Source organism: Nocardia higoensis, from assembly GCF_015477835.1.
Lineage (GTDB): Bacteria > Actinomycetota > Actinomycetes > Mycobacteriales > Mycobacteriaceae > Nocardia > Nocardia higoensis_A.
Genome location: NZ_JADLQN010000014.1, coordinates 1 through 24,433 on the forward strand (window position 1 = coordinate 1; position 24,433 = coordinate 24,433).

At 69.0% G+C, this 24,433-nt stretch carries 27 protein-coding genes, 1 tRNA gene and 1 pseudogene; 7 read left to right on the top strand and 22 right to left on the bottom strand.

Translation table 11 applies throughout. From position 1 onward, the window contains the following. The 8 genes and pseudogenes from IU449_RS28055 to IU449_RS28090 form a co-directional block, all read right to left on the bottom strand. Positions 1 to 160: FAD/NAD(P)-binding protein (locus IU449_RS28055; protein WP_195005195.1), on the bottom strand; the 160-nt coding region annotated here is incomplete at its 3' end. Positions 161 to 170: 10 nt separating this feature from the next. Continuing rightward, positions 171 to 506 (bottom strand): ferredoxin, encoded by a 336-nt coding sequence (fdxA, locus tag IU449_RS28060; RefSeq protein WP_195005196.1) that lies wholly within the window; start codon positions 504 to 506, stop codon positions 171 to 173. Beyond that, entirely contained in the window at positions 503 to 1,261 is a 759-nt protein-coding gene (locus IU449_RS28065) for an ABC transporter ATP-binding protein (protein ID WP_195005197.1), read from the bottom strand. The genes fdxA and IU449_RS28065 overlap by 4 nt, the downstream gene beginning before the upstream one ends. After that, positions 1,258 to 2,133 carry an ABC transporter permease gene (locus IU449_RS28070; RefSeq protein ID WP_195005198.1) on the bottom strand — a complete coding sequence of 292 codons (876 nt, stop codon included), beginning with the start codon at positions 2,131 to 2,133 and terminating at the stop codon, positions 1,258 to 1,260. Before IU449_RS28070 ends, IU449_RS28065 begins: the two co-directional genes overlap by 4 nt. Before the next feature lie 27 nt (positions 2,134 to 2,160). Beyond that, positions 2,161 to 3,591 carry an ABC transporter substrate-binding protein gene (locus tag IU449_RS28075; RefSeq protein WP_195005199.1) on the bottom strand — a complete coding sequence of 477 codons (1,431 nt, stop codon included), beginning with the start codon at positions 3,589 to 3,591 and terminating at the stop codon, positions 2,161 to 2,163. A 17-nt stretch (positions 3,592 to 3,608) separates the two neighbouring features. Continuing rightward, on the bottom strand, positions 3,609 to 3,836 hold the full coding sequence (locus IU449_RS28080) for a 4Fe-4S dicluster domain-containing protein (RefSeq protein ID WP_195005200.1): 228 nt from the start codon (positions 3,834 to 3,836) through the stop codon (positions 3,609 to 3,611). Next, positions 3,836 to 6,501: pseudogene (locus IU449_RS28085) on the bottom strand (fumarate reductase/succinate dehydrogenase flavoprotein subunit). The gene IU449_RS28080 and the pseudogene IU449_RS28085 overlap by 1 nt, the downstream one beginning before the upstream one ends. 4 nt (positions 6,502 to 6,505) lie before the next feature. Then, positions 6,506 to 7,366, bottom strand: a complete 861-nt coding sequence (locus IU449_RS28090) for a GntR family transcriptional regulator (RefSeq protein ID WP_195005201.1) — start codon at positions 7,364 to 7,366, stop codon at positions 6,506 to 6,508. A gap of 267 nt (positions 7,367 to 7,633) precedes the next feature. On the opposite strand from IU449_RS28090, the gene IU449_RS28095 reads away from it, so the two are divergent. Next, positions 7,634 to 8,623, top strand: coding sequence for a YeiH family protein (locus tag IU449_RS28095; protein ID WP_324188461.1), 990 nt, complete (start codon positions 7,634 to 7,636; stop codon positions 8,621 to 8,623). 72 nt (positions 8,624 to 8,695) lie between these two features. Here IU449_RS28095 and IU449_RS28100 read toward each other — a convergent pair whose 3' ends face one another. After that, positions 8,696 to 9,109: a type II toxin-antitoxin system VapC family toxin gene (locus IU449_RS28100; protein ID WP_195005202.1), complete on the bottom strand. Its 414-nt coding sequence runs from the start codon at positions 9,107 to 9,109 to the stop codon at positions 8,696 to 8,698. Beyond that, a complete protein-coding gene (locus tag IU449_RS28105) occupies positions 9,102 to 9,353 on the bottom strand; it encodes a type II toxin-antitoxin system Phd/YefM family antitoxin (protein WP_195005203.1) in 252 nt (83 codons plus the stop codon). The genes IU449_RS28100 and IU449_RS28105 overlap by 8 nt, the downstream gene beginning before the upstream one ends. 274 nt (positions 9,354 to 9,627) lie before the next feature. Between IU449_RS28105 and IU449_RS28110 the strand changes: the two genes are divergently transcribed. Both IU449_RS28110 and IU449_RS28115 read left to right on the top strand, forming a co-directional pair. Beyond that, a complete protein-coding gene (locus tag IU449_RS28110) occupies positions 9,628 to 10,287 on the top strand; it encodes a maleylpyruvate isomerase family mycothiol-dependent enzyme (protein WP_324188462.1) in 660 nt (219 codons plus the stop codon). A 140-nt stretch (positions 10,288 to 10,427) separates the two neighbouring features. Continuing rightward, entirely contained in the window at positions 10,428 to 11,210 is a 783-nt protein-coding gene (locus tag IU449_RS28115) for a DUF899 family protein (RefSeq protein ID WP_195005204.1), read from the top strand. A 168-nt stretch (positions 11,211 to 11,378) separates the two neighbouring features. Here the strand turns inward: IU449_RS28115 and IU449_RS28120 are convergent, their stop codons facing one another. Both IU449_RS28120 and IU449_RS28125 read right to left on the bottom strand, forming a co-directional pair. Beyond that, entirely contained in the window at positions 11,379 to 12,617 is a 1,239-nt protein-coding gene (locus IU449_RS28120) for an amidohydrolase (RefSeq protein ID WP_195005205.1), read from the bottom strand. A 303-nt stretch (positions 12,618 to 12,920) separates the two neighbouring features. Continuing rightward, positions 12,921 to 14,144 carry a helix-turn-helix domain-containing protein gene (locus IU449_RS28125; RefSeq protein ID WP_195005206.1) on the bottom strand — a complete coding sequence of 408 codons (1,224 nt, stop codon included), beginning with the start codon at positions 14,142 to 14,144 and terminating at the stop codon, positions 12,921 to 12,923. Between the two features lie 277 nt (positions 14,145 to 14,421). On the opposite strand from IU449_RS28125, the gene IU449_RS28130 reads away from it, so the two are divergent. After that, complete coding sequence (locus tag IU449_RS28130; RefSeq protein WP_195005207.1) at positions 14,422 to 14,715, top strand: hypothetical protein; 294 nt, start codon at positions 14,422 to 14,424, stop codon at positions 14,713 to 14,715. A 165-nt stretch (positions 14,716 to 14,880) separates the two neighbouring features. Here the strand turns inward: IU449_RS28130 and IU449_RS28135 are convergent, their stop codons facing one another. The 6 genes from IU449_RS28135 to IU449_RS28160 all read right to left on the bottom strand — a co-directional run bounded on the left by IU449_RS28135 (position 14,881) and on the right by IU449_RS28160 (position 19,701). Continuing rightward, positions 14,881 to 16,068 carry a phage major capsid protein gene (locus IU449_RS28135; RefSeq protein ID WP_195005208.1) on the bottom strand — a complete coding sequence of 396 codons (1,188 nt, stop codon included), beginning with the start codon at positions 16,066 to 16,068 and terminating at the stop codon, positions 14,881 to 14,883. A gap of 297 nt (positions 16,069 to 16,365) precedes the next feature. Further along, a complete protein-coding gene (locus IU449_RS28140) occupies positions 16,366 to 16,629 on the bottom strand; it encodes a hypothetical protein (RefSeq protein WP_195005209.1) in 264 nt (87 codons plus the stop codon). Positions 16,630 to 16,740: 111 nt separating this feature from the next. Next, entirely contained in the window at positions 16,741 to 18,744 is a 2,004-nt protein-coding gene (locus tag IU449_RS28145; protein WP_324188463.1) for an AAA family ATPase, read from the bottom strand. After that, complete coding sequence (locus IU449_RS28150) at positions 18,741 to 18,917, bottom strand: hypothetical protein (RefSeq protein WP_195005210.1); 177 nt, start codon at positions 18,915 to 18,917, stop codon at positions 18,741 to 18,743. The genes IU449_RS28145 and IU449_RS28150 overlap by 4 nt, the downstream gene beginning before the upstream one ends. A 95-nt stretch (positions 18,918 to 19,012) precedes the next feature. Further along, entirely contained in the window at positions 19,013 to 19,402 is a 390-nt protein-coding gene (locus IU449_RS28155; protein ID WP_195005211.1) for a hypothetical protein, read from the bottom strand. A gap of 86 nt (positions 19,403 to 19,488) precedes the next feature. Then, the gene (locus tag IU449_RS28160) at positions 19,489 to 19,701 is read right to left on the bottom strand and encodes a helix-turn-helix transcriptional regulator (protein ID WP_228805849.1); all 213 of its coding nucleotides are present in this window, start codon (positions 19,699 to 19,701) and stop codon (positions 19,489 to 19,491) included. Positions 19,702 to 19,807: 106 nt separating this feature from the next. On the opposite strand from IU449_RS28160, the gene IU449_RS28165 reads away from it, so the two are divergent. Next, a complete protein-coding gene (locus tag IU449_RS28165) occupies positions 19,808 to 20,353 on the top strand; it encodes a helix-turn-helix domain-containing protein (RefSeq protein WP_195005213.1) in 546 nt (181 codons plus the stop codon). Next, a complete protein-coding gene (locus tag IU449_RS28170; protein ID WP_195005214.1) occupies positions 20,340 to 21,452 on the top strand; it encodes a site-specific integrase in 1,113 nt (370 codons plus the stop codon). Before IU449_RS28165 ends, IU449_RS28170 begins: the two co-directional genes overlap by 14 nt. Positions 21,453 to 21,489: 37 nt before the next feature. Here IU449_RS28170 and IU449_RS28175 read toward each other — a convergent pair. From IU449_RS28175 to IU449_RS28185, 3 genes are all read right to left on the bottom strand, one after another. Further along, positions 21,490 to 21,580: transfer RNA gene (locus IU449_RS28175), tRNA-Ser, on the bottom strand. A 57-nt stretch (positions 21,581 to 21,637) separates the two neighbouring features. Next, a complete protein-coding gene (locus tag IU449_RS28180; protein ID WP_228805850.1) occupies positions 21,638 to 22,129 on the bottom strand; it encodes a nucleoside deaminase in 492 nt (163 codons plus the stop codon). Positions 22,130 to 22,139: 10 nt separating this feature from the next. Continuing rightward, positions 22,140 to 22,679, bottom strand: coding sequence for a tRNA adenosine deaminase-associated protein (locus IU449_RS28185; protein WP_195005215.1), 540 nt, complete (start codon positions 22,677 to 22,679; stop codon positions 22,140 to 22,142). A gap of 58 nt (positions 22,680 to 22,737) precedes the next feature. On the opposite strand from IU449_RS28185, the gene IU449_RS28190 reads away from it, so the two are divergent. After that, positions 22,738 to 23,688 carry a prephenate dehydrogenase gene (locus IU449_RS28190; protein WP_195005216.1) on the top strand — a complete coding sequence of 317 codons (951 nt, stop codon included), beginning with the start codon at positions 22,738 to 22,740 and terminating at the stop codon, positions 23,686 to 23,688. Positions 23,689 to 23,716: 28 nt separating this feature from the next. Here the strand turns inward: IU449_RS28190 and IU449_RS28195 are convergent, their stop codons facing one another. Next, entirely contained in the window at positions 23,717 to 24,286 is a 570-nt protein-coding gene (locus IU449_RS28195; RefSeq protein WP_195005227.1) for a putative glycolipid-binding domain-containing protein, read from the bottom strand. Between the last annotated feature and the right edge of the window lie 147 nt (positions 24,287 to 24,433).

Genomic DNA, 24,433 nt, shown 5'->3' on the forward strand with positions numbered 1-24,433 from the left:
GGATCAGGCCGAACGGCGCGGGCATGCGTTCGTAGAGATCGATGCTGACCTCGGCATCGGACTTCATCAACGCGTCGGCGGCGTAGATCCCGGCCGGCCCGGCGCCCACGATCGCGATGCGGAGCGGACGCTCGGCGGAGCCGATATCTCGAAAGCTCATGTCCCCACGCTCATTTCTCGTACTTCGCGACGAACGCGATGTCGACCCCGAGGTCGCCGACTCCGGCCGCGCTGCCCGGCGATCCGAGCGGCGCCGCCCGGCCGGGCAGGACGTCGGTGAAGAACGCGGCATTGGCGGTCACGAAGCCCTCCTGACCGGCCGGGATGTCGTCAGCGAGATAAATCGCCTCGACCGGGCAGACCGGTTCGCAGGCACCGCAGTCCACGCATTCGGTCGGATGGATATAGGCCATCCGGTCGCCGGTATAGATGCAGTCGACCGGGCATTCCTCGACGCACGCGCGATCCATCACGTCCACGCAGGATTCTCCGATGACAAAGGTCATGACGCGGCCTCTTTCTCTACCGATTCGCCGAGCGCGGCGAGGATTTCATAACGGAGCCGGGCGAATTCGGGCTCGAATCGCGCGCCCGGCGCGCGCGGGTCCTCGATGTCGATCACCCGCTGGATGCGGGCGGGGCGAGCCGACAGCAGCACGATCCGGTCGGCCAGCAGCAGCGCCTCGTCCACGTCGTGGGTGACGAAGAGCACCGTGGTGCGCCGCTGCTGCCACACCGACACCAGCAGTCGCTGCATATCGGCCCTGGTCTGGGCATCGAGCGCACCGAACGGCTCATCCATCAGCAGCACCCGCGGATGCGCGGCGAGAGTGCGGGCGAGCTGCACCCGCTGGCGCATGCCACCGGACAACGCCCCCGGCAAGTGGTCACCGAAGTCGCGCAGGCCCACCAGGTCCAGCAGTTCGAGGGCTTCGGCACGACGCTCCCGACGCGGCACGCCGCGCAATTTCAGGGCGAACTCGACATTGCGGCGCGCGCTGCGCCACGGCAGCAGTGCGTCCTCCTGGAACACCATGGCGCACTGCTGTGCGGCGGTGTCGGTTCCATCGATGCGGACCGTTCCCGCTGCCGGCGTGAGCAGCCCGGCCATCGCGCGCAGCACCGTGGACTTGCCGCAGCCGGAGGGACCGAGCAGCACCACGATCTGTCCCGCGGCGACATCGAGATCGACTTCGGCGGCGAGGCTGTTCCCGTAGGCGATGCGCAGACCCTCCAGTCGCACCGCGGCGCCCGCGCTCATCGCCCGGCCCTCGGCAGCCACCGGTTGACCCGGCGACCGGCCAGTTCCACCAGCCAGGCCGTGCACCAGCCCAGCGCACCGATGGTGAGCATCCCGACGATCACGCTCGGATAGTCGAGCAGGCCATAGGACTGCCAGGTGAAGTAGCCGATGCCGAACTGCCCGGAGATCATCTCCGCGCTGATCACACAGATCCAGGCCACACCCATCGCCACCGACAGCCCGGAGAAGATGCCGGGCAGCGCGCCGGGCAGCGCGATCTGGAACAGAATCTCGCGACGGCGGGCGCCGAGGGTGTGCGCGGCTTCCTCCCATACTCGCGGCAGCGCGTGCATGGCGTGGATGGTGGAGACCGCGACGGGGAAGAACGCGGCGAAGAAGGTGATGAACACGATGCCCTGCTCGCCGGTCGGGAACAGCAGAATCGCCAGCGGCACCAGCGCGATGGCCGGGATGGGCCGGAACACCTCGAGCACCGGCCGCAGCAGCGCGCTCACCGTCGCCGAGCGCCCGATCGCCATGCCGACCAGCACACCGGACACGGTCGCCAGCCCGAAGCCGACGAGGATCCGGCGGGTGCTGGCGACGATGTCACGGTAGTAGCTCGCCGCGCCCAACTGGGCTCCGAAGGCGTCGAATACTTCGGCGGGCGTGGGAATCTTGTCGAATCGCAGCCAGAACACCACCTGGTTCTCGGTGAGCAGATACCAGGCGAACAGCAGTACCAGCAGCGGCAGCGCGGTCAGTGCGGTGACTCGGGCCCGGCGCGCGCCGGCACGCGTGCGCTCGGCGCGCCTGATCGCTCGCGGCGCCGCGACGACCTCGGCAGGCGCCGGGGCGGGCGCGGTGAGGATGTCGATGGATGTGGACATGGGGGACTCCTGTTTCCTGCCGTGCGGTCAGCGCGCTGTCAGCGCGGCTCGGTAGTCGATGACCTCGGCGCCGGGATGCGCCTGGACATATCGCTGGGCGTCCGCGCGGATGGCGAACGGCAGCAGCCGCTGGTCCGGCTCGGCGGCCGGATCGCTGACCCACGTCGCGGTGGCGGCGAACAGCCGGGTCCCGGTGTCGTGGTCGGGGACGTAGGCGGCGCGCACCGCCCCGGCGTGCTCGGCGATCTGACGCAGCAGGCAGGTCGGGGTCTTGGCGACCGATGTGCTCGTGGCATCGGCGAACCACACCTCCGAGGCGGTCGCCAGCCCGTCGACGACACCTCCGCACACCGGGTCGGCGCCGCGCAGCGGTGCGGGGGCGGTGACCGAATCCCTGGCGGCGTCGTAGTCATTGCCGTAGACCGCGCGAAGGTACTGGTCATCGACGAATTCGCCGAGGTCCAGGTCCGACAGCGCGCCCAGGCCCTGGAGGAACGGCAACAGCTCGGCCAGCGCGTCGACCAGTTGTGGCTTGATCGTCGGGTCGAAGTTCACCAGGCCGGCGGGCCCGTTGTAGAGATACACCACCTCGGCGGGCAGGCCGGTGAGCTCGGCGACCCGCTGCGCCGCCGCGAGCGGATTGCTGTTGAGATAGTCGGTGGTCTTGCGCTGAGCGGTGAGGAAGGCCCGCACCACCTCCGGATGTTCCGTCGCGAACCGCTGACCGGCGACCACGGCATGGAAGGTCGGGATGCCGGCGCTGCCACCGTCGTGCAGCAGCCTGGCCTTGCCGTCGTAGACGAGTTTCTGCGGCCACGGTACGAATTGGGCGAGCGCCGCCGCCTGGTCGCCCTCCAGCGCCGACGCACCGACAGCCGGGTCCTGGCCGAGCAGTTTCACGTCGTCGAGGGTCATCCCCATGCCCGCGAGGCCGGTGGACAACATGCCGTGCGCGGCCGAGCCGATGCTGGTGGAGATGACTTCGCCGCGCAGGTCGCTCAGAGTGGCGGCCGGGGAATCCAGTGGCACCACCACCTGATTGAGCGAGCCGCGCATGTTGTAGCCGGTGACAGCGATCAGCTCGGATCGCACATCGGCGTGCTCGCGGGTCTTGGAACCGTTGACCAGGATCGGCGCGTCGCCCATCGAGCCGATGTCGACCTGTCCGGCGAGCATCTGCGCGGTGAGCGGCGGTCCCGCGGCGAAGTCCTTCCATTCGACGCGGTAGGTGACGCCCTCGGCCTTGCCCAATTCGGCGAGTTCGGCTTCGAAGGTACCCATGTCGCGCAACAGAGTGCCCGCGGTGACGGTGTTGATGGTCTTGGACTGATAGCCGATGTCGACGGTGACGGTCTTGCCGTCGTCGCCCGCGCCACAGCCGGTGAGCAGGCCGGCGACAGCGCAGACGCCCGCGGTGAGAGCACAGGCCCGTACTCGGGCGAGGGTGGATATGGTCATGATCGGACTCGGTTCTCTCAGCGCAGCAGCAGCGGGATGTTCACGGTGACAGCGCCGACCGGGCACCGCGCGGCGCACGGCCCGCAGTACCAGCATTCGTCGACGTGCATGTAGGCCTTGCCCGTCTCCGGGTGGATGGCGAGCGAATCGAGGGGGCACATGTCGACGCACAGGGTGCAGCCGTCGATGCACTTGGCTTCGTCGACGGTCACGGGGACGTCGAGACGGGAGTTGACCAGGGCCATCAGAGTTCCTTTCCGGAGTTGGCGATGCCGATACGGGCGAAGGCGCGAACATCGGCGTCCGGGTCCTCGAGTGCGGTGTGCAGCGCCGCGGTGATGTCACGGCGTTCGGCGATCCGTTCGGCCAAGGCGCGCACGGCGGCCTTGCGGACATCGAGATTGGGGTCGGTGATCGCCGCGATCAGCGGCGCGGCGGCCAGGTCGGGATCGGCGGCGCCCAGCGCCAGGGCCGCCCCCTGCCGCACCTGCCAGGCCGGATCGGCCAGTGCGCCCTCGGCCACCCCCGCGGCGGTGGCATCGCATCCGGTGCCCGCCAGGCCGGTCAGGGCGGCCGCGCGCACCAGCGGTTCGGGGTCGGCGGTCAGGTCGAGCAGGCTCACCGCGCCGCGCGGATCACCCACCGCGGCGATGCCTCTGGCGACCGCGATACGCACCTCGGTGTCGGGGTCGGTGGCAGCGGCGGCGAGTTCGGTGAGCGCGTCCACGGAGGTGAACCCACCGACGACGGTCCGGCGCACGGCGGGGTTGGGATCGGCGAACCAGGCGACGAGCTCATCGGCCGCGACCAGACGGTGCCGCCACAGCGCCTCGATCGCGGCCGAGCGGACGGCCGGTTCCGCCGCGACGGCTTCGGCACGTAACTCGGCGGCGAACTCGGGGCCGGGTACGAGCACCTCGAGCAGTTCGGTGAGCAGGCCGATCGCCGCGTGCCGGACATCGACATCCGGATCGCCCAGCGCGGCCGCGAACAGCGGTGTGGCCTCGGCCCATTCCTCGGTGGTCTCGCTGAGCACCGACAATGCCGTGCGACGCACCTCGGGGTCGGGGTCGGTCAGGAAGGGGCACAGCTCGTCGAGGTCGGGGCATTCCTCGGCGAGATCCATCAGCGCCAGCAGCCGGGCGCTCATCGCGCACTCCACGCGCCGACGAGTTCCGGGGCGGCGACATCGGCGACACCGTCGGGGCGGACGAAGCCGGGCACCGGCACGATGTAGGGCGCGACCGGCCTGGTGCGGAATTCCATCGCCCCCGAGTCGCCCCGATACAGATTCAGGTGGCAGAACCATTCGGCGTCGTCGCGGGCGGGCCAGTCGGCGCGCTGGTGGTAGAGGCCCCAGCGGCTTTCGGTGCGCCGGAGCGAGGCGCGCGCGGCCATCTCCGCGCAATCGCGGATGAAACTCACCTCCGCGCAGCGCATCAGCTCGTGCGGCGTGCTCGCGCCCATGCCCGCGATCTCCGTGCGCATCCGCTCGAACGCCTCCACACCGAGGGTGAGGTAGCTCTGTGCCTTGGGCGGTTGCAGGTAGTCGTTGACGAAACGGCGCAGCTTGTATTCGACCTGCGGCTGCGGCGGGCCGTCCGGATGGCGCAGCGGGCGGTAGATCAGCTCGTGGGCGGCCTCGATCTGATCTTCGGGCAGCGGCGGGTGCGCGGCGCCGCGGGCGAATTCGCTCGCGTCCTCACCGGCGATGTCGCCGTAGACGAAGGCGCCGATCATGTAGTTGTGCGGGACCAGGGCCATGTCACCGGCCGCGTACAGGCCGGGCACGGTGGTGCGCGCGTGCTCGTCCACCCAGACTCCGGAGGCGGAATGTCCGCTGCACAGCCCGATCTCGGAGATGTGCATCTCGATGTCGCGGGTGCGGTAGTCGGTGCCGCGACCGGCGTGGAAGGTGCCGCGGGTGGGGCGCTCGGTGGTGTGCAGGATGCCTTCGATCTGGCTGATCGTGGCATCGGGCAGATGGCTCAGCTTGAGGTAGATCGGGCCGCGTGCGCTGTCGAGTTCGCTCTTGACCTCGGCCATCATCTGGCCCGACCAGTAGTCGCAGTCGACGAAACGGTTGCCCTCGGCGTTGACCTGGTATCCGCCGAACGGATTGGCGACATAGGCGCACGCCGGGCCGTTGTAGTCCTTGATCAGCGGATTGATCTGGAAGCATTCGATGCCCGACAGTTCCGCGCCCGCGTGGTAGGCCATCGCGTAGCCGTCGCCGGCGTTGGTCGGATTCTCGTAGGTGCCGTAGAGATATCCCGACGACGGCAGCCCCAGCCGCCCGCACGCGCCTGCCGCCAGGATCACCGCACCCGCCGAGATGGTGACGAATTCGCCGGTGCGGGTGTCGAATCCGACGGCGCCGACGGCGCGCCCGTCCACTGTCAGCACCCGCACCGGCATCACCCGGTTGCTGATGGTCACCTTGGCGCGCACATCGCGGGCGCGCAGGGTGCGATAGAGCACCTTCTTCACATCGCGGCCCTCGGGCATCGGCAGCACGTAGCTGCCGGAACGATGGACTTTGCGGACCGCGTACTCGCCGTGCTCGTCCTTCTCGAACTTCACGCCGTAGCTCTCGAGCCGCTGCACCATCTCGAATCCGCGGGTCGCGGTCTGGTACACGGTGCGCTGGTCGACGATGCCGTCGTTGGCGACGGTGATGTCGGCGACGTAGTCCTCCGGACTGGCTTTGCCGGGAACCACGGCGTTGTTCACCCCGTCCATGCCCATGGCGAGCGCACCGGAGTGCCGGACGTGGGCCTTCTCCAGCAAGAGCACGTTCGCGCCGTGCCGCGCCGCGGTGAGCGCGGCCATGGTGCCCGCGGTGCCGCCGCCGACGACGAGTACGTCGCAGACCATTTCGCGGCGCTGGGTGACAGATGGAATCTGCATGAGGTCAACCTCTTTCGTAGGGCTCGCGGGAGAGGCGCGGAGCGTGGGGCTCGCGGGTCGAGGACGGCCGGACTCCGGGATCGCGCCGTGGCGTCACCGGAATCCGGTCCAAGCGGCCGGACAGGGAGAACCGGTCGCCGCGATAGCGGATGTACTCGAGATCCACCGGCCGTCCCGAGTCGGTGTAGGTGAGCCGTTCGACGAACAGCAGAGGCGAACCCGTGCGCACCTGCAGCAATCCGGCGACGGTCGGGTCGGCGGCCACCGCTTCGATGGCCACGGCGGCCGACCCGAGCGGCAGGCCCAGCTCGGCTTCGAGCAGTCCGAAGACATCGCAGCCGGCCAGATCCTTGCCGAGCAGGGGCTCGCCGACATCGGCGGTGAGGTAGCTGGCGTCCAGAGACAGTGGCGTGCCGTCGAGGAAGCGCACCCGCTCCAGCGCGACGACCGGGGTGCCGGGAGCGAGCTCGAGCCGTTCGGCCACCACCGGTGTCGCGGGCACCACCTCGGCGAGCAGCACCTGATTGGTGACGCGTTCGGATCGGGTCTCGAAGGTCTCGGCCAGCCCGCGCAATCGGTCGAGTCCTTGCACCGCCTTGTCGGCGACCACGAAGGTGCCCGCACCGGGAACCCGGTCGATCAGCCCTTCGTCGCGCAGCAGGGTGAGCGCGTCGCGCACGATATTGCGGCTGGTGCCGAAGTCCGCGGCGAGCTGTCCTTCGGCGGGCAGCGGCCGGGCCCCGTAGACGCCGCTGCGGATGCGGTCGCGCAGAATATCGCGGATGCGCCGGGCCGGGGCGCTGCGCCGCCCGGTTCCCGGATCAGGCGGCCGGGAGCGGGCCGTCGAGGCAGGACTGGCTTTCATGCGGCTCAGCCTGGAAACAAATGATTACGGCGAACGTTTCGCGCAATTACCGATCGGTTACGCCAGTTCCGCTCCGCACCGCAACGCTGTGAACTGCGCGAATGCCGCGACTTCCCCGAGTCCCACCACTATCGGAGTCTTTGCCGAACCGTGTGGCGCCCGCGTGAGAGGGGCGGCGTGATCTCACGCACACCCATAAGTCGGACTGATGAGCACCTCCCCGATCGGTGGCTACCGGCGACCTCACACGGGTCCGACGCTGAGCTGGTGAATCGCTTGTCTGCTCTCGCGCCCGGCGTGGCGCTGGCCGCCCTGCTCGCCGGCCTGGCGACCCCGATGGGCCATGTCGTGCCCACCGTCGGAGTACCTGTACTCGCGCTCTCCCTCGGCATGCTGGCCGGAACCGCACTGCGCCGCACCGGCTCCACGCGCTTCGAAGCGGGTCTGGATCTCGTGCGCAGGCGCCTGCTCGGCGCGGCCATCGTGCTGATGGGACTGTGTCTGCCGGTGGGCGCGGTACTCACGGTCGGACGCGACACCGCGTTCGTGCTGATCGGCACGCTCCTCATCGGTGGCGTCGCGGCACTGGTGGTCGGACGGCTGCTCGCGGTGGACCCCGAATCGGCCACCCTCGTCGCCGTCGGCACCACCATTTGCGGCGCGTCGGCCATCGCCGCCGCCACAGCGGTGCTGCGCCCGCATCAGCAGCGCGTCGCCTACGCCCTGGGCACCATCTTCGTGTTCAACATCGTGGCCGTACTGCTCTTTCCGCCGATGGGCCGGCTGCTCGGCATGTCCGATCAGGCCTTCGGGCTATGGGCGGGCACCGCGATCAACGACACCTCGTCCGTACTCGCCGCCGGTGTGGCCTTCGGCGCCGTGGCCGCTCAGTTCGCCGTCGTCGTGAAACTGGTGCGCAGCCTGGCCATCGTTCCCCTCTGCGTCGGACTGCACCTGGGCCGCCGCAGGCTCGGCGCCGAGGGCGGTTCACTGCGCGGAGCCTTCCCGATGTTCGTCGTGCTGTTCCTGCTCGCCTCTGTCGCGGCCGGAGTGGGGCTCGTCCCGGAGTCCGCGACCGGGCCGCTGACCGCGCTGAGCGGCTGGCTGATCGCCGCGGTACTCGCCGCCATCGGCGCCTCGCTGAGCGTCGACCGCCTCCGCAGCGCCGGGCCACGACCGCTGCTGCTCGGCGGTCTGCTCGGAGCGACGCTGGCGCTGTCGAGTCTGGGGCTGATGGCGGCCACCGGCTGGCTCTGAAAGCCGATCGCGGCAACGGAAGCCATCCGACCACGACGGAGTTCCAGCAACAGGATGGCGGAGGCGCTCGTGCTACACCGCGACGATGTTCAACAGTGGTGCGAGTCCCTTGAAATAGTCCGGGTTGCGGGTGTACAGCGGCAGGCTGTGCTGGACGGCGGTAGCCGCTATCTGGAGGTCTGCCACTCGACCCCGTGGTTTGCGCCCGATCTGTTCGAGGAGAAAGGCCAATGATCCATAGATGTTGGCTGTCTCGGCATCGAACACCAGCGGACTGAATGATCTCGAGACCCATTGGAATTGGAGCTGGCGCTGAGCTTGTTTGACCGGATCTTTGGTGGCATACAGTCCGGCCGCGAGTTCGGCCAGGCTTATCGCGCTGATGGCGGCTTCCGCCTCATCAGGCATAGCGGCTTGCACTTCGAGGTAGTCGATCAGAATCGACGTGTCGAGCAGTACATGCCGGGGAACGGTGGGTTCACTCATCACCAGGGAGTTCCTGGTCGAGCATCGCATCCATATCGGCGCGCCACTCGTCGTAGTCGATGCGCGGCAGGTGTGCGCTGGTGCGGGCGAGTTCGGCGACGGGTACGAAGGTTCGCCGTGTGAGCGGCTTGAGCTCGGCGACAGGCTTGCCGTTGCGAGTGATGGTGAAGCTTTCACCGGCCTCGACCGCGGCGAGAACCTTGCCGCTGTCGTTGCGAAGGTCGCGTTGCTGGATCGTCTTCATAGCCTCATGCTACCGAGAATGCTACGCGGTGTACATACTGCTACCTCGTGCAAGAATTGCTACGAGGGATGGCCGAACGGTCGTGATGACCACCATCCACTCGCGGTCACCCTCGCCATGATCTTCTGGCCATCCGAATACGCCTGAACCGTGCAACACGGAACCGATGAATGCCCCGCGCCGAAACCGTCTGAACCGGTGAACAGCATGCCGTCGGCGCGAGCAGTCACCTGTGTTCGTCCGATGCCCGGCGGCATCCGAACCGGAGGTCCCCGTGACACGAAATCGCAACGCCCTCTGGGCGATGGTCCACGCCGAACGAGACGCGCTCGCCGATGATCTGGCCGGCCTGGACGACAGCGGGTGGGCACGGCGATCGCTGTGCGGCGAGTGGACCGTCGAGGAGGTGGTCGCGCACTTGACCGCGGCCGCGAGCCTCGGGCGGTGGCGCTGGCTGACCAGCATGATCGGCGCTCGCTTCGACGCCGACCTGCACAACCGACGCCGTCTGGCCGAACACTCGGGCGCGAGTCCCGCCGAGACCCTGGAGAACTTCCGCGCGATCATCCACAGCACGACCGCACCGAGCGGGCACACGGGCGCATGGCTCGGCGAGGTCGTCGTCCATGCCCAGGACATCCGCCGCCCACTCGGTCTGCCCTACCTTCCCTCGGTAGCGACCGTGACCGAAGTCGCCCGCTTCTACGCGAGCAAGGATTTCGCCGTGAACAGCCGCACCGCCGTCCAGGGGCTGCGCCTCGAGGCGACCGACGGCCCCTTCACGGCCGGTGCGGGCCCCCTGGTCACCGGAACGACGCTCGCGCTGACCATGGCGATGGCCGGTCGATCCGCCTATTTCGCCGATCTCGACGGACCGGGCGTCTCCGTCCTGCACAGCAGGCTCGCCACCGAAGCCGACCGCCACACGCTGTGAGCGTGCGTCCGCGCACGCAACGGCCGAGGCGTCCGGGCACGCACCGCGCAGCGATGAGTTCTGGCCGCGTCGCGCGTCTGTATTCGTGACCGTCGTAGGACATCGCAGGACGCTGCCGCACGAGAGACCACGGAGGGCACATGACGATCACGCCGAACGACCCGACGACCACGCTGCCCGGCCGCCCGCCCGTCGTCGATATGGACACCTGGCGGACCGCCCGGGAGGCGCTTCTGGTCCGCGAGAAGGCCCACACCCGCGAGGGCGACGCCCTCGCCGCGGCTCGCCGTCGGCTGCCGATGGTGGAATTCGACGGGACGGTCGAGGTCGTCGGCCCCGAGGGCCCGGTCCCGTTCCTGAACCTGTTCGAGGGCCGCGACGAGCTCGTGGTCTACAAGCACATGTGGCACGACGGCGCGCCGCATCAGGGCCAGTGCGAGGGCTGCACCACCGTGGCCTGGCACCTGAAGGACGCCGTCTACCTCAACGCCCGCGGCGTCTCGCTCGCGATCCTGACCACCGGCCGATGGGACGAGGTGGCCTCCTATGTGGATTTCATGGGCTACACCCAACCCTGGTACTCGGTGCGCGGTGTGGACGAACCGGTCGGCGGCGACATGGGTTTCCTCACCTGCTTCCTGCGTGATGGCGACCGCACGTTCCTCACCTATTCCACGACGGGCCGCGGCATCGAGCCGGTCAGCGGCTCCTTCGCCCTGGTCGACAGGACGCCCTACGGCCGGGGCGAGGCGTGGGAGGACAACCCCGAGGGGTGGCCCGAAGGGCACGACGCCTGCTGGTACTGGCGCTCGGACGCGGAGGGGAACGCCACCTGGGGCCCGACCAGCCGCCCCGTGCCCCAGTGGACCCGTCCCGGCGCGACCGCCGTCGAGTCCCTCGGTCGGCACGGCCACCATCACTGAGGCGCGAACCTCACCTCGGTGCCGCTCGACCCGCCGCCGATCGCCTTCTGCGTGGCCGCGACCAGCACCCCGTGGCCGCGGGGCGGGAACTCACCCTCGCGCCGGTCGCCGTCCGGTGGCGGGAGGTGGTAGCGGTCGGGTAGATCGAGGCGGCCGGGGCCGAGGTGGTCACGACAGCCAGGCGCGCGCCGCGGTCACCAACGTGCGCACTCCGATCGGCAGCGCCGGGTCGATGACCGGCGCGTACCGCGGCGAATGATTCGAGGGGATGTCGCGCAGGGCGGGGTCGCTCATATCGCCGGTGGTGAACAGCGCGGGGTCTGCCCCGCCCAGCAACCAATAGGACAGCGGCGCACCTGAACTCGTGGCGAGAATACCGACGTCCTCGCTGCCCGCGCCCGCGCCGGGGTCGAGGATGTTGCCCGCGCCGAGCCAGGACGCGATGGCGTCGAGGCTCGTGCCCAGGGCCCGGCCGTCGTTGGTGACGACAGGAAAACGCTCGATCTCGGTGATGGTCGGCTGCTCGGGCGCCCCCGCCGCGGCCGCCTCGCCGCGCACGATGCGTTCGACGGCATCGAGTATCCGGCGCCGCACCGCCGCGTCGTAGCTGCGGATGTTGAGCTGGATCTCGGCGGATCCGGGAATGACGTTGGCCGCCTCCCCCGCATGGATGGAACCGACGGTGAGCACGGCGGTCGCGGTGGCCGGGATCTCCCGGGAGATGACGGTCTGCAGGCGCGACACCGTCGCGGCGGCCAGCACCACCGGATCGACCGAGGCCTCCGGCATCGATCCGTGCGCGCCCCGGCCCACCAGCCGCACGCGCAACGAATCCGAGCCCGCGTACGACGGACCGGGATGTCCGGCGACCTTGCCCGCGGGCAACGGCGCGACGTGCTGCCCGAGCACCACATCGGGCTTCGGGAATCGGTCGAAGAGGCCGTCGTCGACCATGGCCTGGGCGCCCGCGCCCAGTTCCTCGGCGGGCTGGAACACCAGCAGCAGAGTCCCCGACCAGGCCGACCGGTCGGCGGCGAGGATCCCCGCCGCGCCGAGCAGGCACGTCGTGTGCAGATCGTGGCCGCAGGCGTGGGCGACCGGCACCTGCTTCCCACTGCCGTCGGTGGCGGTGACCGTGCTGGCGTAGTCCAGTCCGGTGTCCTCACGAACCGGCAACCCGTCCATGTCGGCGCGCAGCAGCGCGGTCGGGCCCGCGCCGTTGGTCAGCACACCGACCACCCCGGTTCTGCCTATCCCGGTGACGACCTCGAATCCGTTGTCCCGCAGTCGCTTCGCCACCAGCGCGGCGGTCCGGTGCTCCTGGAAGCCGAGTTCGGGATGACGGTGCAGATCCTTGTACAGATCGACCAGCGACGGATCGATCGTGAGGGCGTCAGGGTCGGTCATGGGGCCTCCTTCGACGACTTCCGGTCACCGAGCCCAGGGCCCGGCCCGGCGGTCCCCGAAAAAGCTGCCGGGCCCCTCTGGATACCCGTGTTCGCCGCACCCGCACTGTCCGCACAGAAAAAAGCCCCTCACCTGGCGATTCAGGTGAGGGGCTCTGGCGGTGGCGGAGGGATTTGAACCCTTCCGGGTGGTACTGGTCAGGGGCAGAAATCGCCGTCTACCAGCGGAAACACATCAGGGTGATTCACGCTGAATCACCCTGAATCCAGATCAATTGTGCCCAAAATGTGCCCACGGAAGGCGCTACGCGGTGACGCCGAGCTGGTTCGCCAGGGCTCGGGCATCGCGTTCGACGAGTCGACCGCCGTTGGTGACGAGTTCGGCAGCGAGATTGCGGCCGATCGGGTGGCAACTGGTCGACTCCTCCGATACCGCGGTCGCGGTGCGCAGCGCGCCGAGTGTGCCGATCCAGTCGCGGCGCTGTTCGTAGGCGCGTGCGAGTTCGAGCCACAGGCGTGCGCGACGGTCGACGCTGGGCACGGCGTCGGGGTCGACCGAGGATGCGGCGTCGAGTGCAGAGCCGGAACGGCGTAGGTCCACCTGCACCGAGACCGCGGTGAATTCCGCGTTGGCCGTGCCGAACAGCGTCCACGGGTGCGCGGCCCCGCTCGGCAACGCGCGTGCCATCCCTATCGCCTGATCGATGCCGCGCAGCGCGTCACCCTCGCGGCCGAGACGCGCCGCTGTGATCGCGCCGTGCAGTTGGCACGCGCCCCACAGCGCTCGCGCATCCTCGGCGTCATCGAGGCGCGGCTCGAGCAGCGCTGCCGCGTCCTGTGCGAGCCGGTAGGCGTCTTCCTCGCGGCCGGTCGATCGCCAGACGTTGCCGAGTACCCACGACGCTGACGCGAGGGATACGGGGTCGTCGGCGACCTCGGCCGCGGCCATGCAGCGATCGGCCGCCAACCACAACAGCGAGGCATCGGCGACCCACGCGAGCACTTGCTCGGATAGCGCGTAGGCAGCCGACAGCGCCGCCGCGGCGGTTCTCCGGTCCTGACCGTCGAGGGTGCGCAGCGCTCGGCGTCCGTCGCGGATCAGTCCGGGGAGCATGGCGCCAGCGTCGGCGCGTGGCGTCGCCGATGTGTGCCACAGGCGCCAGGCGCGATCGACGCGCGCTTGAAGTTCGGTCGGTGCGACGGGTGACGGGACGGGGGTGAGGTCGACGGATTCGATCGCTTCGCGAATCGCGGGGACGACGGGGTGACCGGCGCGGCGGGACAATCCGACCATCAGTTCGTGCTCTCCGGTGATCTCGGTGAGGTCGCGCACTCCGAGCGCCTGGCCGAGCCGGAGCAGCATCTCGAGGCCGGGGGCGCCTTGCCGGCCGCGCTCGACATCTCGTAGCCATTCCTCGGACCGGCCGACGAGGCCGGCCACAACGGCGCGGCTCTTGCCGGTGCGGGTGCGAATGATTTGGATGCGCTCGCCGATCGACCGCCCGGCGAGATCGTCAAGGTTCGGCATGTGACCGTCCTTCTTCGCGGATAAGTCCCCCCGCGGTGCCCCCCGGCCCGTCGACCGGGGGCGTTCAGCCTCCGCGAAGAGGGTCTTTCCAGCGTAGCGACGGCGGCGGGATCGCACCGCCGGATCAGGTGGGGAGATTCCCCCCACCTGGGTTGCCGGGGTGCACCCACCAGCCAGCGGCGGTGAGGCGGCACAAGATTCGATCAGTCCCTCGCGCCGGGTCGAGCGAGCCTCCCCGGCGCGAGGGTCGACCAACAACGTCAGGGGAAGGCAGGGGATGAACGCGCTCGGATGGATAGACCCGTGCTCGCCAACACCGGAATGGGATGCGGCGCAGGTGCGCCGATTGGCGCGCCGGTTGGGGTATCCGCTTCGGTGGGCTGATCCCGCTTCGGTGCTCGGGCTGGTCGAGCAGGTCGAGGCGGCCGGGGTCGAGGTCGTTCTGTTGTCGTCGTCGGCCCATATCGACGTCGTGACGCTGGACCGGTTGATGGCGTGCACCAACGTCGAATGCGCGGCGCCGCGGGCATCGTTCGGCCGCTGGTCGCCGTTCAGCGGGGCTCGCCGGTGACCGGGGCTCAGTTCGGACTCATCGTCGCGGTCGGCCTGCCGGTCGCGGTCGTACTGCTGATGATCTTCTGGCCATCCGACTACAGCTGACCGGGCCGCCGCGTAGACGGCATGGAAGCGACCCGGGTCGCAGCCAAGGAAGTCGTTCGCTGCGACCCGGTGCGCGCTACGCCGCCGCCGTGGCGATCTCGGCGATGCCGAGCGGCTGGAACACGTCGAGCTCGAACCGGCCTTCGACGCGGGCGCGGAGCTGGTTCTTGGAGAAGTCGTCGCTGACGTTCTCCGACCACTTCGTCTCGATTCCGGCCGTGTCGGTGGACAGAGCGACCGCCGACAGATCGAGCAGCAGCCCGGTCGTCGCGGGCAGACCGAGCGCCACGGCGACCGGCACACCCCACAGTTTCCGGGCAGCGCGGTCGACCGGGCCGCCCAGTTCGAGCTGTCCCGCGGTGTCGGTGCGGGCAAGTTCGAGCGCTTCCCAGTCGGCCGGGGAGAGCACGAACAGCCCCGCGGTGTGGCCCGCGGTTTCCAGCTTGGTCACGGCGCTGCGGGTCGTGGTGAGCAGATCGGTTGCGAACGCCTGAGTCTGGGCGCCGGACACATTCACCAGCCCGGTCATGTTCTCGCCGGTGCCGTCGCCCGCGATCACCTGGGCCTCGATGGCCTGGCGCAGACCGAACAACAGTTCGTCGGCAACGAACAGTTCCAGCGCGCCGGAGTCCTCGAGCCAGTACTTGGGGATCGGCTCGGACATGTGCGCGATCACGCGGAGTTCCGCGTCGACCTCGGCGAGGCCGAGCACCGACGTGGGCTTGGTCGCACCCTGCGCGACCGGGGCCGCGTTGTTGGTGCGGGTGTTCTGGCGCAGGTACTTGTACTTCGGCAGTTGCGACCGCAGGGTGAGCGCGTCCAGCAGCGACAAGGCCGGGCGGCCCAGCGCGATCGGCGATTCCGCGACCATCGGCACATCGGTGACGGTCGAGCCCGCGGGCAGCAGTGCCTTGCGGCCGGTGCTGTTGGCCGGGGCCATCCGGTCGGCGATCTGCCGGGCCATCGCCTTGACCGCGGTTCCGGTCAGGCTCAGGTGCTTGCCGTTCGGGTCGCCGGGGCCGTTGGCCTGGCCGACATCGGAGGCGAGACCGCGGGCCGCCTCGATGATGTCGAGGTCGCGCTTACCGGCCTTGATCTGGTCGAGCAGACCGCGGCCCTTGGTCATGGCCTCGTCGAATGTCCTTTGTTCGTCGCCGGTCATGTCCCGGCCTGCCTTCTGTGCGCGCTCGGCGATTTCGCGGGCCGACTCGACCTGTTCTTGTGCAGCCTTCTGCAGGTCGGCGAGCTTGGTCTTGGTCATCATGGCGGGGTGTTCCCTTCGGAGATGTCCGCGGGCGCCGGGCATACCGGGGCGCAGCGGAGAGCGTCAGTCGAATTCGCTCGGCGGGCGGGCGGATTGGGCTGGTCAACTCCGAGCGCTACGACGTAACCCCGGGGACGGACCCGTGTACCGATGGCCACAACTCCAAGTCTTTCCACCCTTCTGGGGACGGCGAGCCGTACCGCTGGCCAGCACCGGCGCCCGGATGATCAGACCGGGCCCGGGTGGCGGACGGGTTGTCACTCGCCGCACACGCCCAGGAGGTGGACGGACTTCATCTTACTCGGCGCGGTCCCCGTTGGCCTGCGCCTCGACTATCGCCCGGTGCATGGTCGCCCGCGCGTTCTCTGCGCCGACCGTCTGAACGAGCAATTCGCCGAGACCACCGGCGAGTGCGCCGATCAGCAGATGAACCGCGTTCTCGGCGTTGGCGTCCGACAGCGACCGGTTCAGCATGTCCGGCTTGCCGTCGAGCAGACCGAGCACGACGCGGGCCGCGCGTGCATGGTCGATCGGGCGAATCTGGTTGTCCAACGGACTCACTGAGTCCTCCTTACTTCCATGAGCCCCCCCTGACCTCGAAATTCTGAGCGGAAAAAAACGGAGTTACCGCGGCGCTGTCCCCTGCCCTCCTTGCCGGAGATTTCCACCCCCCTACCCTGCCGCCCTCCTTGCCGCGCAATCGGCGTGCACGCCATCGGCAGCCGCCAACGGTCCGAGCGGAAATCCGCACTCGGGGCACGGATCTTCCGAGACTTTCCCCGGAGGGTCCACGGAGTACAGCGGAGCGGGCGACTGGGCCACAGTGGGGCCATGCACGGCCCGGTGGCCCAACTGGCCCGACTGTGCAGTTGGGCCAACTGGCCCGTTCCGTTTGCCCTGGTCAGATCCAGTTGGGCCAGTTGGGCCAGTTGGGCCACGCATAGGCCCGGCTGGCCCGGCGCTGTCGTCGTGGCCCGACTGTGCGGGCAGCGACCAGTGCGAGACTCGCGGGTATCCGGCGCTGGTGTAGACCACGCCGAGTTTCTGCGCGGCCCGCTTCAACGTGCGCTCGGCAATGCCCGCCTTCTTGGCGTCGGCCTTGACCTCACGCGCGGGCGCCGACCCCTGCTCGGTGAGGTAGTCGAACAGCCACTGTTCGGCCTCGCTGCGGTCCTGCGCTTGGTCACCGTCGTCGCCGCCGAGTAGGTCGCGCGCGTCCACCGTGGTTTCGCCGAGCCAGCACAGCACACCGACATCGGCCGCGCCGTCGTCGGTGGCGACGGTGGTGGACTCGATCACGGCCTCCATCGACCGCGTACGCGGGGCAAGGTTGGCCTTGGTGTTGGTGACGATGAGATTGCCGCTGTCCTCGTCCTTGGCGACCGACAGCACCGACCGCGCGACCTGAGACCACGCGATAGAGCCAAGGATGAGCTTTCCGGTGTCGGCGCCGTCGCGTTTGCCGAAGTGGCACAGCCCCAGCACCACGCAATCGCGCCGGGCGGCCATCTGCGACAGCGGCTCGAGGAACTGGCGAACCTGGCGGTCGTCCTTGCCGGACAAGTCGCTGGACATGGCGCTGGTGGCCGCGTCCAGCACGATGAACGCGACATCCTCGGCGACCACGACGCGCTCGAGTTCGCCGATGTCGTCGGGCAGCACCAGGGCGCCGGTCTCGGAATACTCGCTCACCACGTCGATGAACAGCACCCGGTCCAGATCGGCACCGGCCGCACGTAGGCGCGGCACGACGGTGAAGTCTCGCGCGTCCTCGGTGTGCAGGTAGATCACGTTCCGGGGCGTGCCGTACCACTCCCCCTCCAGCGTTCCGCGCGTGATCTGCGCGCACTTGCTCGCCGCGATGGTCGACTTGCCCAGCCCCTCACGCCCGGCCAGCAGCACCAGCGAGCCCGCGGGAATCCAGTCCTGATCGACCCACCGAACACGCTTGGTCTGCACTTCGGATCCACGGGTGATCTTCAACCGGCGCGGCGGTGCCGCTTGGCCGATCACCACCAGATCGGCGAGACCATGCCCGGCCGCGATGTGGTCGGCCAGGTCTTTGCCGTCCTTCACCTCTGCCAGCGTCACGCTGGCAGCGATCCGGCGAAGATGCTGAACGGTCTTATCGGCTCGGCCGCGGCCGGGGCCGTCCTTGTCGGCGACGACGACCACGGGGCGCCCCGACAGCGGTGACCAATCGGCCTTACTCGGAGGGTTGGCCGCACCCCCGTTCTGCGTGACTGCCGCTACGCCAACGGCTCTCGCGGCAAGGACGTCCTTCTCTCCTTCGACTACGTAGACGGTCGTCGTGGTGTCGGCGGGCAGCATGTCCGAGCCGAACAGCGCGGTCCCGCCCTTGTTGCCACTCTGGCTGAACTTCCGCTCCCCCTTCGGATACGAACGGGTGACGATCCGGCCGTCCGGGTAGGTGTAGGTGGTGCGCGGGGAGTCGAACAGGTCCGCCTTGGACAGCCCCAGGGACTCGCGTACCTCGTCGGTGTCGGCGTTGTGACAGAACATCGCCACACCACCCTCGAAGCGGCGGAACGTGGTCCCTCGGTCCGACCCGCTATGTCCCGGGGTCGATGCCGAACCGTGGTCGCCCTTGTCGACCACCGTGCACCCGGCCGCGTGCAGCGCCGACACCAAGCGGTCATAGGCAGTGACGCTCACGCGAACCACCCTTCGCGCTCGGCAACCTCGAGCAAGTCGGCGAAGTCGCGCAGTTGGCAGGCAAGCAAGTTCGCCTCGGCGAACGTGTCGAATCGGTTCGCGTGCTCGCGCAGCCACGCACAGCGGAGCACCAGATCGGCGTGCGCCGTATCCTGGTGTCGAGTCTCGGTCATCGCGTGACCATTCCTTTCTGAGCCGCCCCGGTATCGGCACCGGGGCGGCTCACTCATTCGTCAGGCGCTGAGGTTGAGCGGATCGGCGGGCACGCTCACCCCTCGGTGAGGTCGGCGACGGTGAGCAGATGCCGCGCGATCCGGCGCGCCTCGTCGGCGGTCAGCCGGACCTCGGCGCCGTCGTAGCAGCCCGTGGAGCGCAACGTGAGTTCCACAACCGAAGCGCCGGTGATGCCGTCCCGGAACGCATCCACATCCGCGATGACGGGGTAGCCCGCCACCCACGGCGTGACGTTCAGCGCGGTGGAAAGCTCCCGCGAACGGCAATTGCCGTCTGCGGCGGTCGGGTCGACGGCGTGAAGCTCCTTGCTGTCGCAGAACGGCGCGCAGCGGGCGGTGTGCGCGGCCCGGGCCTGCGCCAAGCTCAGTTCGGTGACGTGCTCGGCGCTATGGGAGTGCGCGTCGTGGTGGGTATCGTGGGTCATTGTCAGGTCTCCTCGAGTAGATGTGATCTGGCTGGCCCGGTGAGCGGTCGCACCCGCTCCCGGGCCGTTTTCGTGCTGATCTGCCGTCACGCGACGACCGGCCGGTCGTCGGTGCGCTGCATACTGCGGGCCTCGATCCACGCCTCGATGTCCCCCCAGCGGTAACGGACCTGGCGCCCGGTCACCTTGATGAACTTCGGACCGCGGCCGGTGTAGCGGAGCTGGGCACTCTGCCCCCGCGTGAGACCCGCGTACTCGCAGAACTCGGCGTCGGTTGCGAGATTCCTTCGTTCGTCCACCTTCACTCCTGTAATCATCTTGCAGATTCTTGTACGAGTTTTGCGTACAGATTCACTCATACACGACCGCTCTCAATTCAGCAAGAAGGCGTGTAATCTCTGCATCATGGCGACAAGACGAGTTGAGATCGGCCCGATCGGGCACGCAGTACGTGAGAACCTGGTGCGCCTACGCGCAGATCAAGGGCTTACTCTGCGAGCGCTTGCGGATCTGCTGACACCTACCGGCCAGCCGCTGTCGCACAACGCGATCAGCGAAATAGAGCGTGGCGCGCGAAGGGTCGACGTTGACGACCTAGTGGCGCTTGCTCTCGCCCTCCAGGTGTCTCCACTGGCGCTTCTGCTACCGCACGAGAATTCGGAGGTTTCGCCTGGGGGCGAGGTCTACCCGCAGCAGCGCATCTGGAACTGGGCACTCGGACTCGACCCACTGCCGGGCATGAGCCGCGACCCGCTCTCCATGCTCCGGTTCGTGAAGCACTCGAATCCGATCGAGTACGCCGAGGCCGCGCGGCGCCAGGCCGCGGGCGAAGTCAATCCGCACCCGGTGGCAGTGCCGCGCGTGGCCGCAAAGCAGCAACGGGCACAGCGCCGCGAAGCAACCAAGGAGGCAACAGCTACGGAGTACGGGCCGTCCGATGGCGACGATTGAGCCCTACGAGACGAACGCCGGGAAGCGGTACCAAGTCCGCTATCGCAAGCCAGACGGCAAGCAGACCAAGAAGCGCGGGTTCCGGCGCAAGATCGACGCCGAGCAATTCGCCGCCACGGTGGAGGTCAAGAAGCTCACCGGCGATTACATCGCGCCATCGCTCGGCCGGATCACCGTGGGCGAACTCGCGCCGAATTGGTTGCAACGCAAGGAATCTCAGGTAGCGCCGTCGAACTTTCGGACTCTCGATTCGGCCTGGCGTGTGCACGTCGCGCCGCGATGGGCTCACCGGCCGGTCGCCGATATCGACCTCGGTGAGGTCGAGACCTGGATAGGCGATATGAGCCGCTCGGGTAGCGGCGCAACCACGGTGATCCGCGCCTATGGGGTGCTCGCGGGCATCCTCGACGACGCCATGAAGGCGCGGCGCCTGCGGGTGAATCCTGCCCGCGGTGTCGAGAACCTTCCGCGCAAGACGGGCAAGCGCCGGGTCTATCTCACCGCCGACGACGTGGCTCGTCTTGCCGCCGAGTCCGGGCAGCATCGGGCACTCGTGCTCACGCTGGCCTATACCGGCCTGCGGTGGGGTGAAGCGGTCGCGCTGCGGGTCAGGGATGTCCAGTTCCTACGGCGCCGCCTGTCCGTGGCTGAGAACGCCGTGCAGCTGGGCGTAGACCATGCGCTCGGCCAGACCAAGAGCCGCAAGGAACGATCGGTGCCCGTGCCTGAGTTCGTGCTCACCGAACTGGCGGCCCAGTGCGCCGACCGGGCGTCGGCCGATCTGGTATTCGGCGACGGCTCGGTGTACCTGCCGCGCCCGAAGTCGAGCGGCGGGTGGTTCGCCGGGGCGGTGAAGCGGTCAAAGGTCCAGCCGATCACGCCGCACGACCTACGCCACACGTGCGCAAGCCTGGCGATCAGCGCCGGGGTGAACGTGCTTGCCCTGGCGAGGATGCTCGGCCACGCCGATCCATCGGTGACACTGCGGGTCTACGCCGACCTGTTCGACACCGATCTCGACGCCGTGGCCGAGGCTCTGCATTTCAAGTGTGCCCATTCTGTGCCCAAAACCGACGAGGACGACGCGGCCACGGCATGAAAAAAGCCTCTCACCTGCGTAAACAGGTGAGAGGCTTTGGCGGTGGCGGAGGGATTTGAACCCTCGGAGGGGGGTTACCCCTCACACGCTTTCGAGGCGTGCTCCTTAGGCCGCTCGGACACGCCACCGCCGAAAACAATACAGCCACCCGGGCCGGATCACTAAATCGGCTGGTCAGGGCATTGTCAGCGTTGGGCGCGGAAGAAGGTGTCGAGCAACGCGGCGCATTCAGGTTCCAACACGCCGCCGCGGACCTCCGGGCGGTGGTTGAGGCGGCGGTCGCGGACCACATCCCACAGGGAGCCGACGGCACCGGTCTTGGGTTCCCAGGCGCCGAAGACCAGGCGGCCGACGCGGGCCAGGACCAGCGCGCCCGCGCACATGGTGCACGGTTCCAGAGTGACCGCCAGGGTGGCGTTCTCCAGCCGCCAGCCGTCGCCGTGTACCTGGGCGGCGCGGCGCAGGGCCAGCACCTCGGCGTGCGCGGTGGGGTCGCCGAGCGCTTCCCTGGCGTTGGCCGCGCGGGCCAGTTCCCGGCCGTCGGCGTCGAACACGACAGCGCCGACCGGCACGTCACGTGGGTCGGCGGCCGCCGCCGCTTCGATGGCGACGCGCATCATCGCGATGTCGGTGCTCAACGGATTGGCGCCCAGAGGGCCGGTACCCGGTGCGGTCATGACCGCACCGTCACCTCGGCAGCTTGTCCAGCACCGCGGACAGTTCGTCGGCGAAGCCGAGGCGCTGGGCGATCATGCCGAGTTGTTCGTCGGGATACAGATCGGTCTCGGCGAGGATGACCGACAGGACCGGTTCGGGCAGGCCGAGGTCGGCGAGCACGCCGAGATCGCCCTCTTCCCACGGCTCGATGTCGTCGAGCTCGTCCGGGTCGATGTCGGGCACCTCGATATTGAGGGCCTCGAGCACGTCGGCGGCGATGTCGTAATCGATCGCGGCGGTGGCGTCGGAGACCAGCAGCCGGGTGCCGCTCGGTCCGGGACGCAGCACCACGAAGAATTCATCGTCGACGTCCAGCAGCCCGAACACCGCGCCGGAGCTGCGCAAAGCCTTGAGTTCGGTCTCCGCGATCGCCAGATCCGTCAGCGCCGCACTGCTCAACGGACTACACCGCCACTTGCCTTCCTCGCGGACCACGGCCACTGCGAACCCCTCGACGTCGTCGTAATCTTCCGACGTCGCGCTGTTCGTGCCCGAGCGCTGTGCTGCCATGCGCGCAACGGTAGTCGGCTCGAGGTCAAATGTTGAACTCGTATGCCAATCTGTTCGGATGACTGGCGACCACAACGCACCGGTGTGTGTGCTCGGGACGGGTTTGATCGGCGGTTCTGTCCTGCGCGCCGCCCACACGGCCGGATATGAGGCTTTCGCCTACAACCGCTCGGAGGCGGGCGCGCGAGCCGCGCGGGCCGACGGCTTCGACGTCGTCGCCGATCTGCCCCACGTGCTGCGCCGGGTCGCCGAGACCGACGCTCTGGTCGTGCTCGCGGTGCCGATGCCCGCGGTCGACCACATCCTGTCCATGGTCGCCACCTACGCGCCGCGCTGCCTGCTGACCGATGTGGTCAGTGTCAAAGGCCCGGTGGCCCATGCGGTCTCGAAGCACGGTCTGGCCGAACGCTACGTGGGCGGGCACCCGATGGCGGGCACCGCGGAATCCGGCTGGGCGGCAACCGATCCGGAGCTGTTCCGGGGCGCCGTGTGGGCGGTCGGAGTCGACGAGGGTACCAAGGTCGAAGCGTGGACACGAGTGGTGCGCCTGGCGCTGGCCTGCGGTTCGGTGGTGGTGCCGGTCGTCGCCGCCGAGCACGATCGCGCGGTCGCGCGGATCTCGCACCTGCCGCACGTGCTCGCCGAGGCCCTCGCGGTCGCGGGCGCGGCGGGGGGACCGCTCGCGCTCGGCCTGGCGGCGGGCTCGTTCCGCGACGGCACCCGAGTCGCGGGGACCGCGCCGGATCTGGTGCGGGCGATCTGTGAACCGAACGCGGACGCATTGCTCGAGGTCCTGGAGGAGACGCTCACGGTGCTCGGCGCGGCCCGCGACAGTCTGCGCGCCGACGCCTCGCTGACCGATCTGGTCACCGCCGGGCACGACGGGCACACCGCTTACCGCACGGCCGCCCGCTGGGAGATCACCGATGTGCGGCCGGGCGACCACGATTGGCTCGCCCGGCTGCGCGACGCCGGTGCGCGCGGCGGGGTGATCACCGCGCTGGACTGACCGCGCGGGCCCGGCCGTGTGGCTGGTGTCAGATGCGTTCGGCCAGCCCCGGGTAGTCGAGCAGGAAACCGTCGGTGTCGACGCTGACGGTCGCGCTCGACACCGGCGAGAGCACGCCGATCCCGTCCGCCCCGCTGCTGTAGGTCAGCGAGGCCTCCTGTACCAGCAGGTCCGGCAGCCGCACGTACACGACCGGGACCACCACCTCGTCGACCGCGTGCTGCAGGCCGTAGCGGCGGATCGGGAGGGTGTTGAAGAACGGGCTGAGCACCACGTCGACATCGAGGGCGCCGCCGAAGGTCGAGCGCACATGCGTGCCGCCCGCGTCCACGAGCCAGTAGTTCTCCTCGTCACGCGCGATGGAAGCCTGGCGCTCGCCCGAAGCGGTCGTGGAACGCAGCGACAGCCGCTTGGTCCGGCCGTTCTCGTCGGTGACCAGGTCGTAGGAGGCGCTGAACGCGGGATGGTCGGCGCATTCGCCACCGATCATCCGGCCGGCGGCCCGGATGCGGTTGCCGTTCAGCGTCACGCGTACCGACTCGATCCGTCTCGCGTCGTGCGAACGCCACGTGAGAATCGCCGGCCACCGGGGTGCCACCGGTTCGCTGTCGGGGCCAGAGGCTGAGTTGGTCACTCATCTACCGTAAGCGACGATCGGCCGGGGGCCACGTCTCACATGACACGAACCGCTACCGTGGTCGGCCCGTGACTCGAGTAACGTTGTCGGACAGCACCGGGTGCGAAC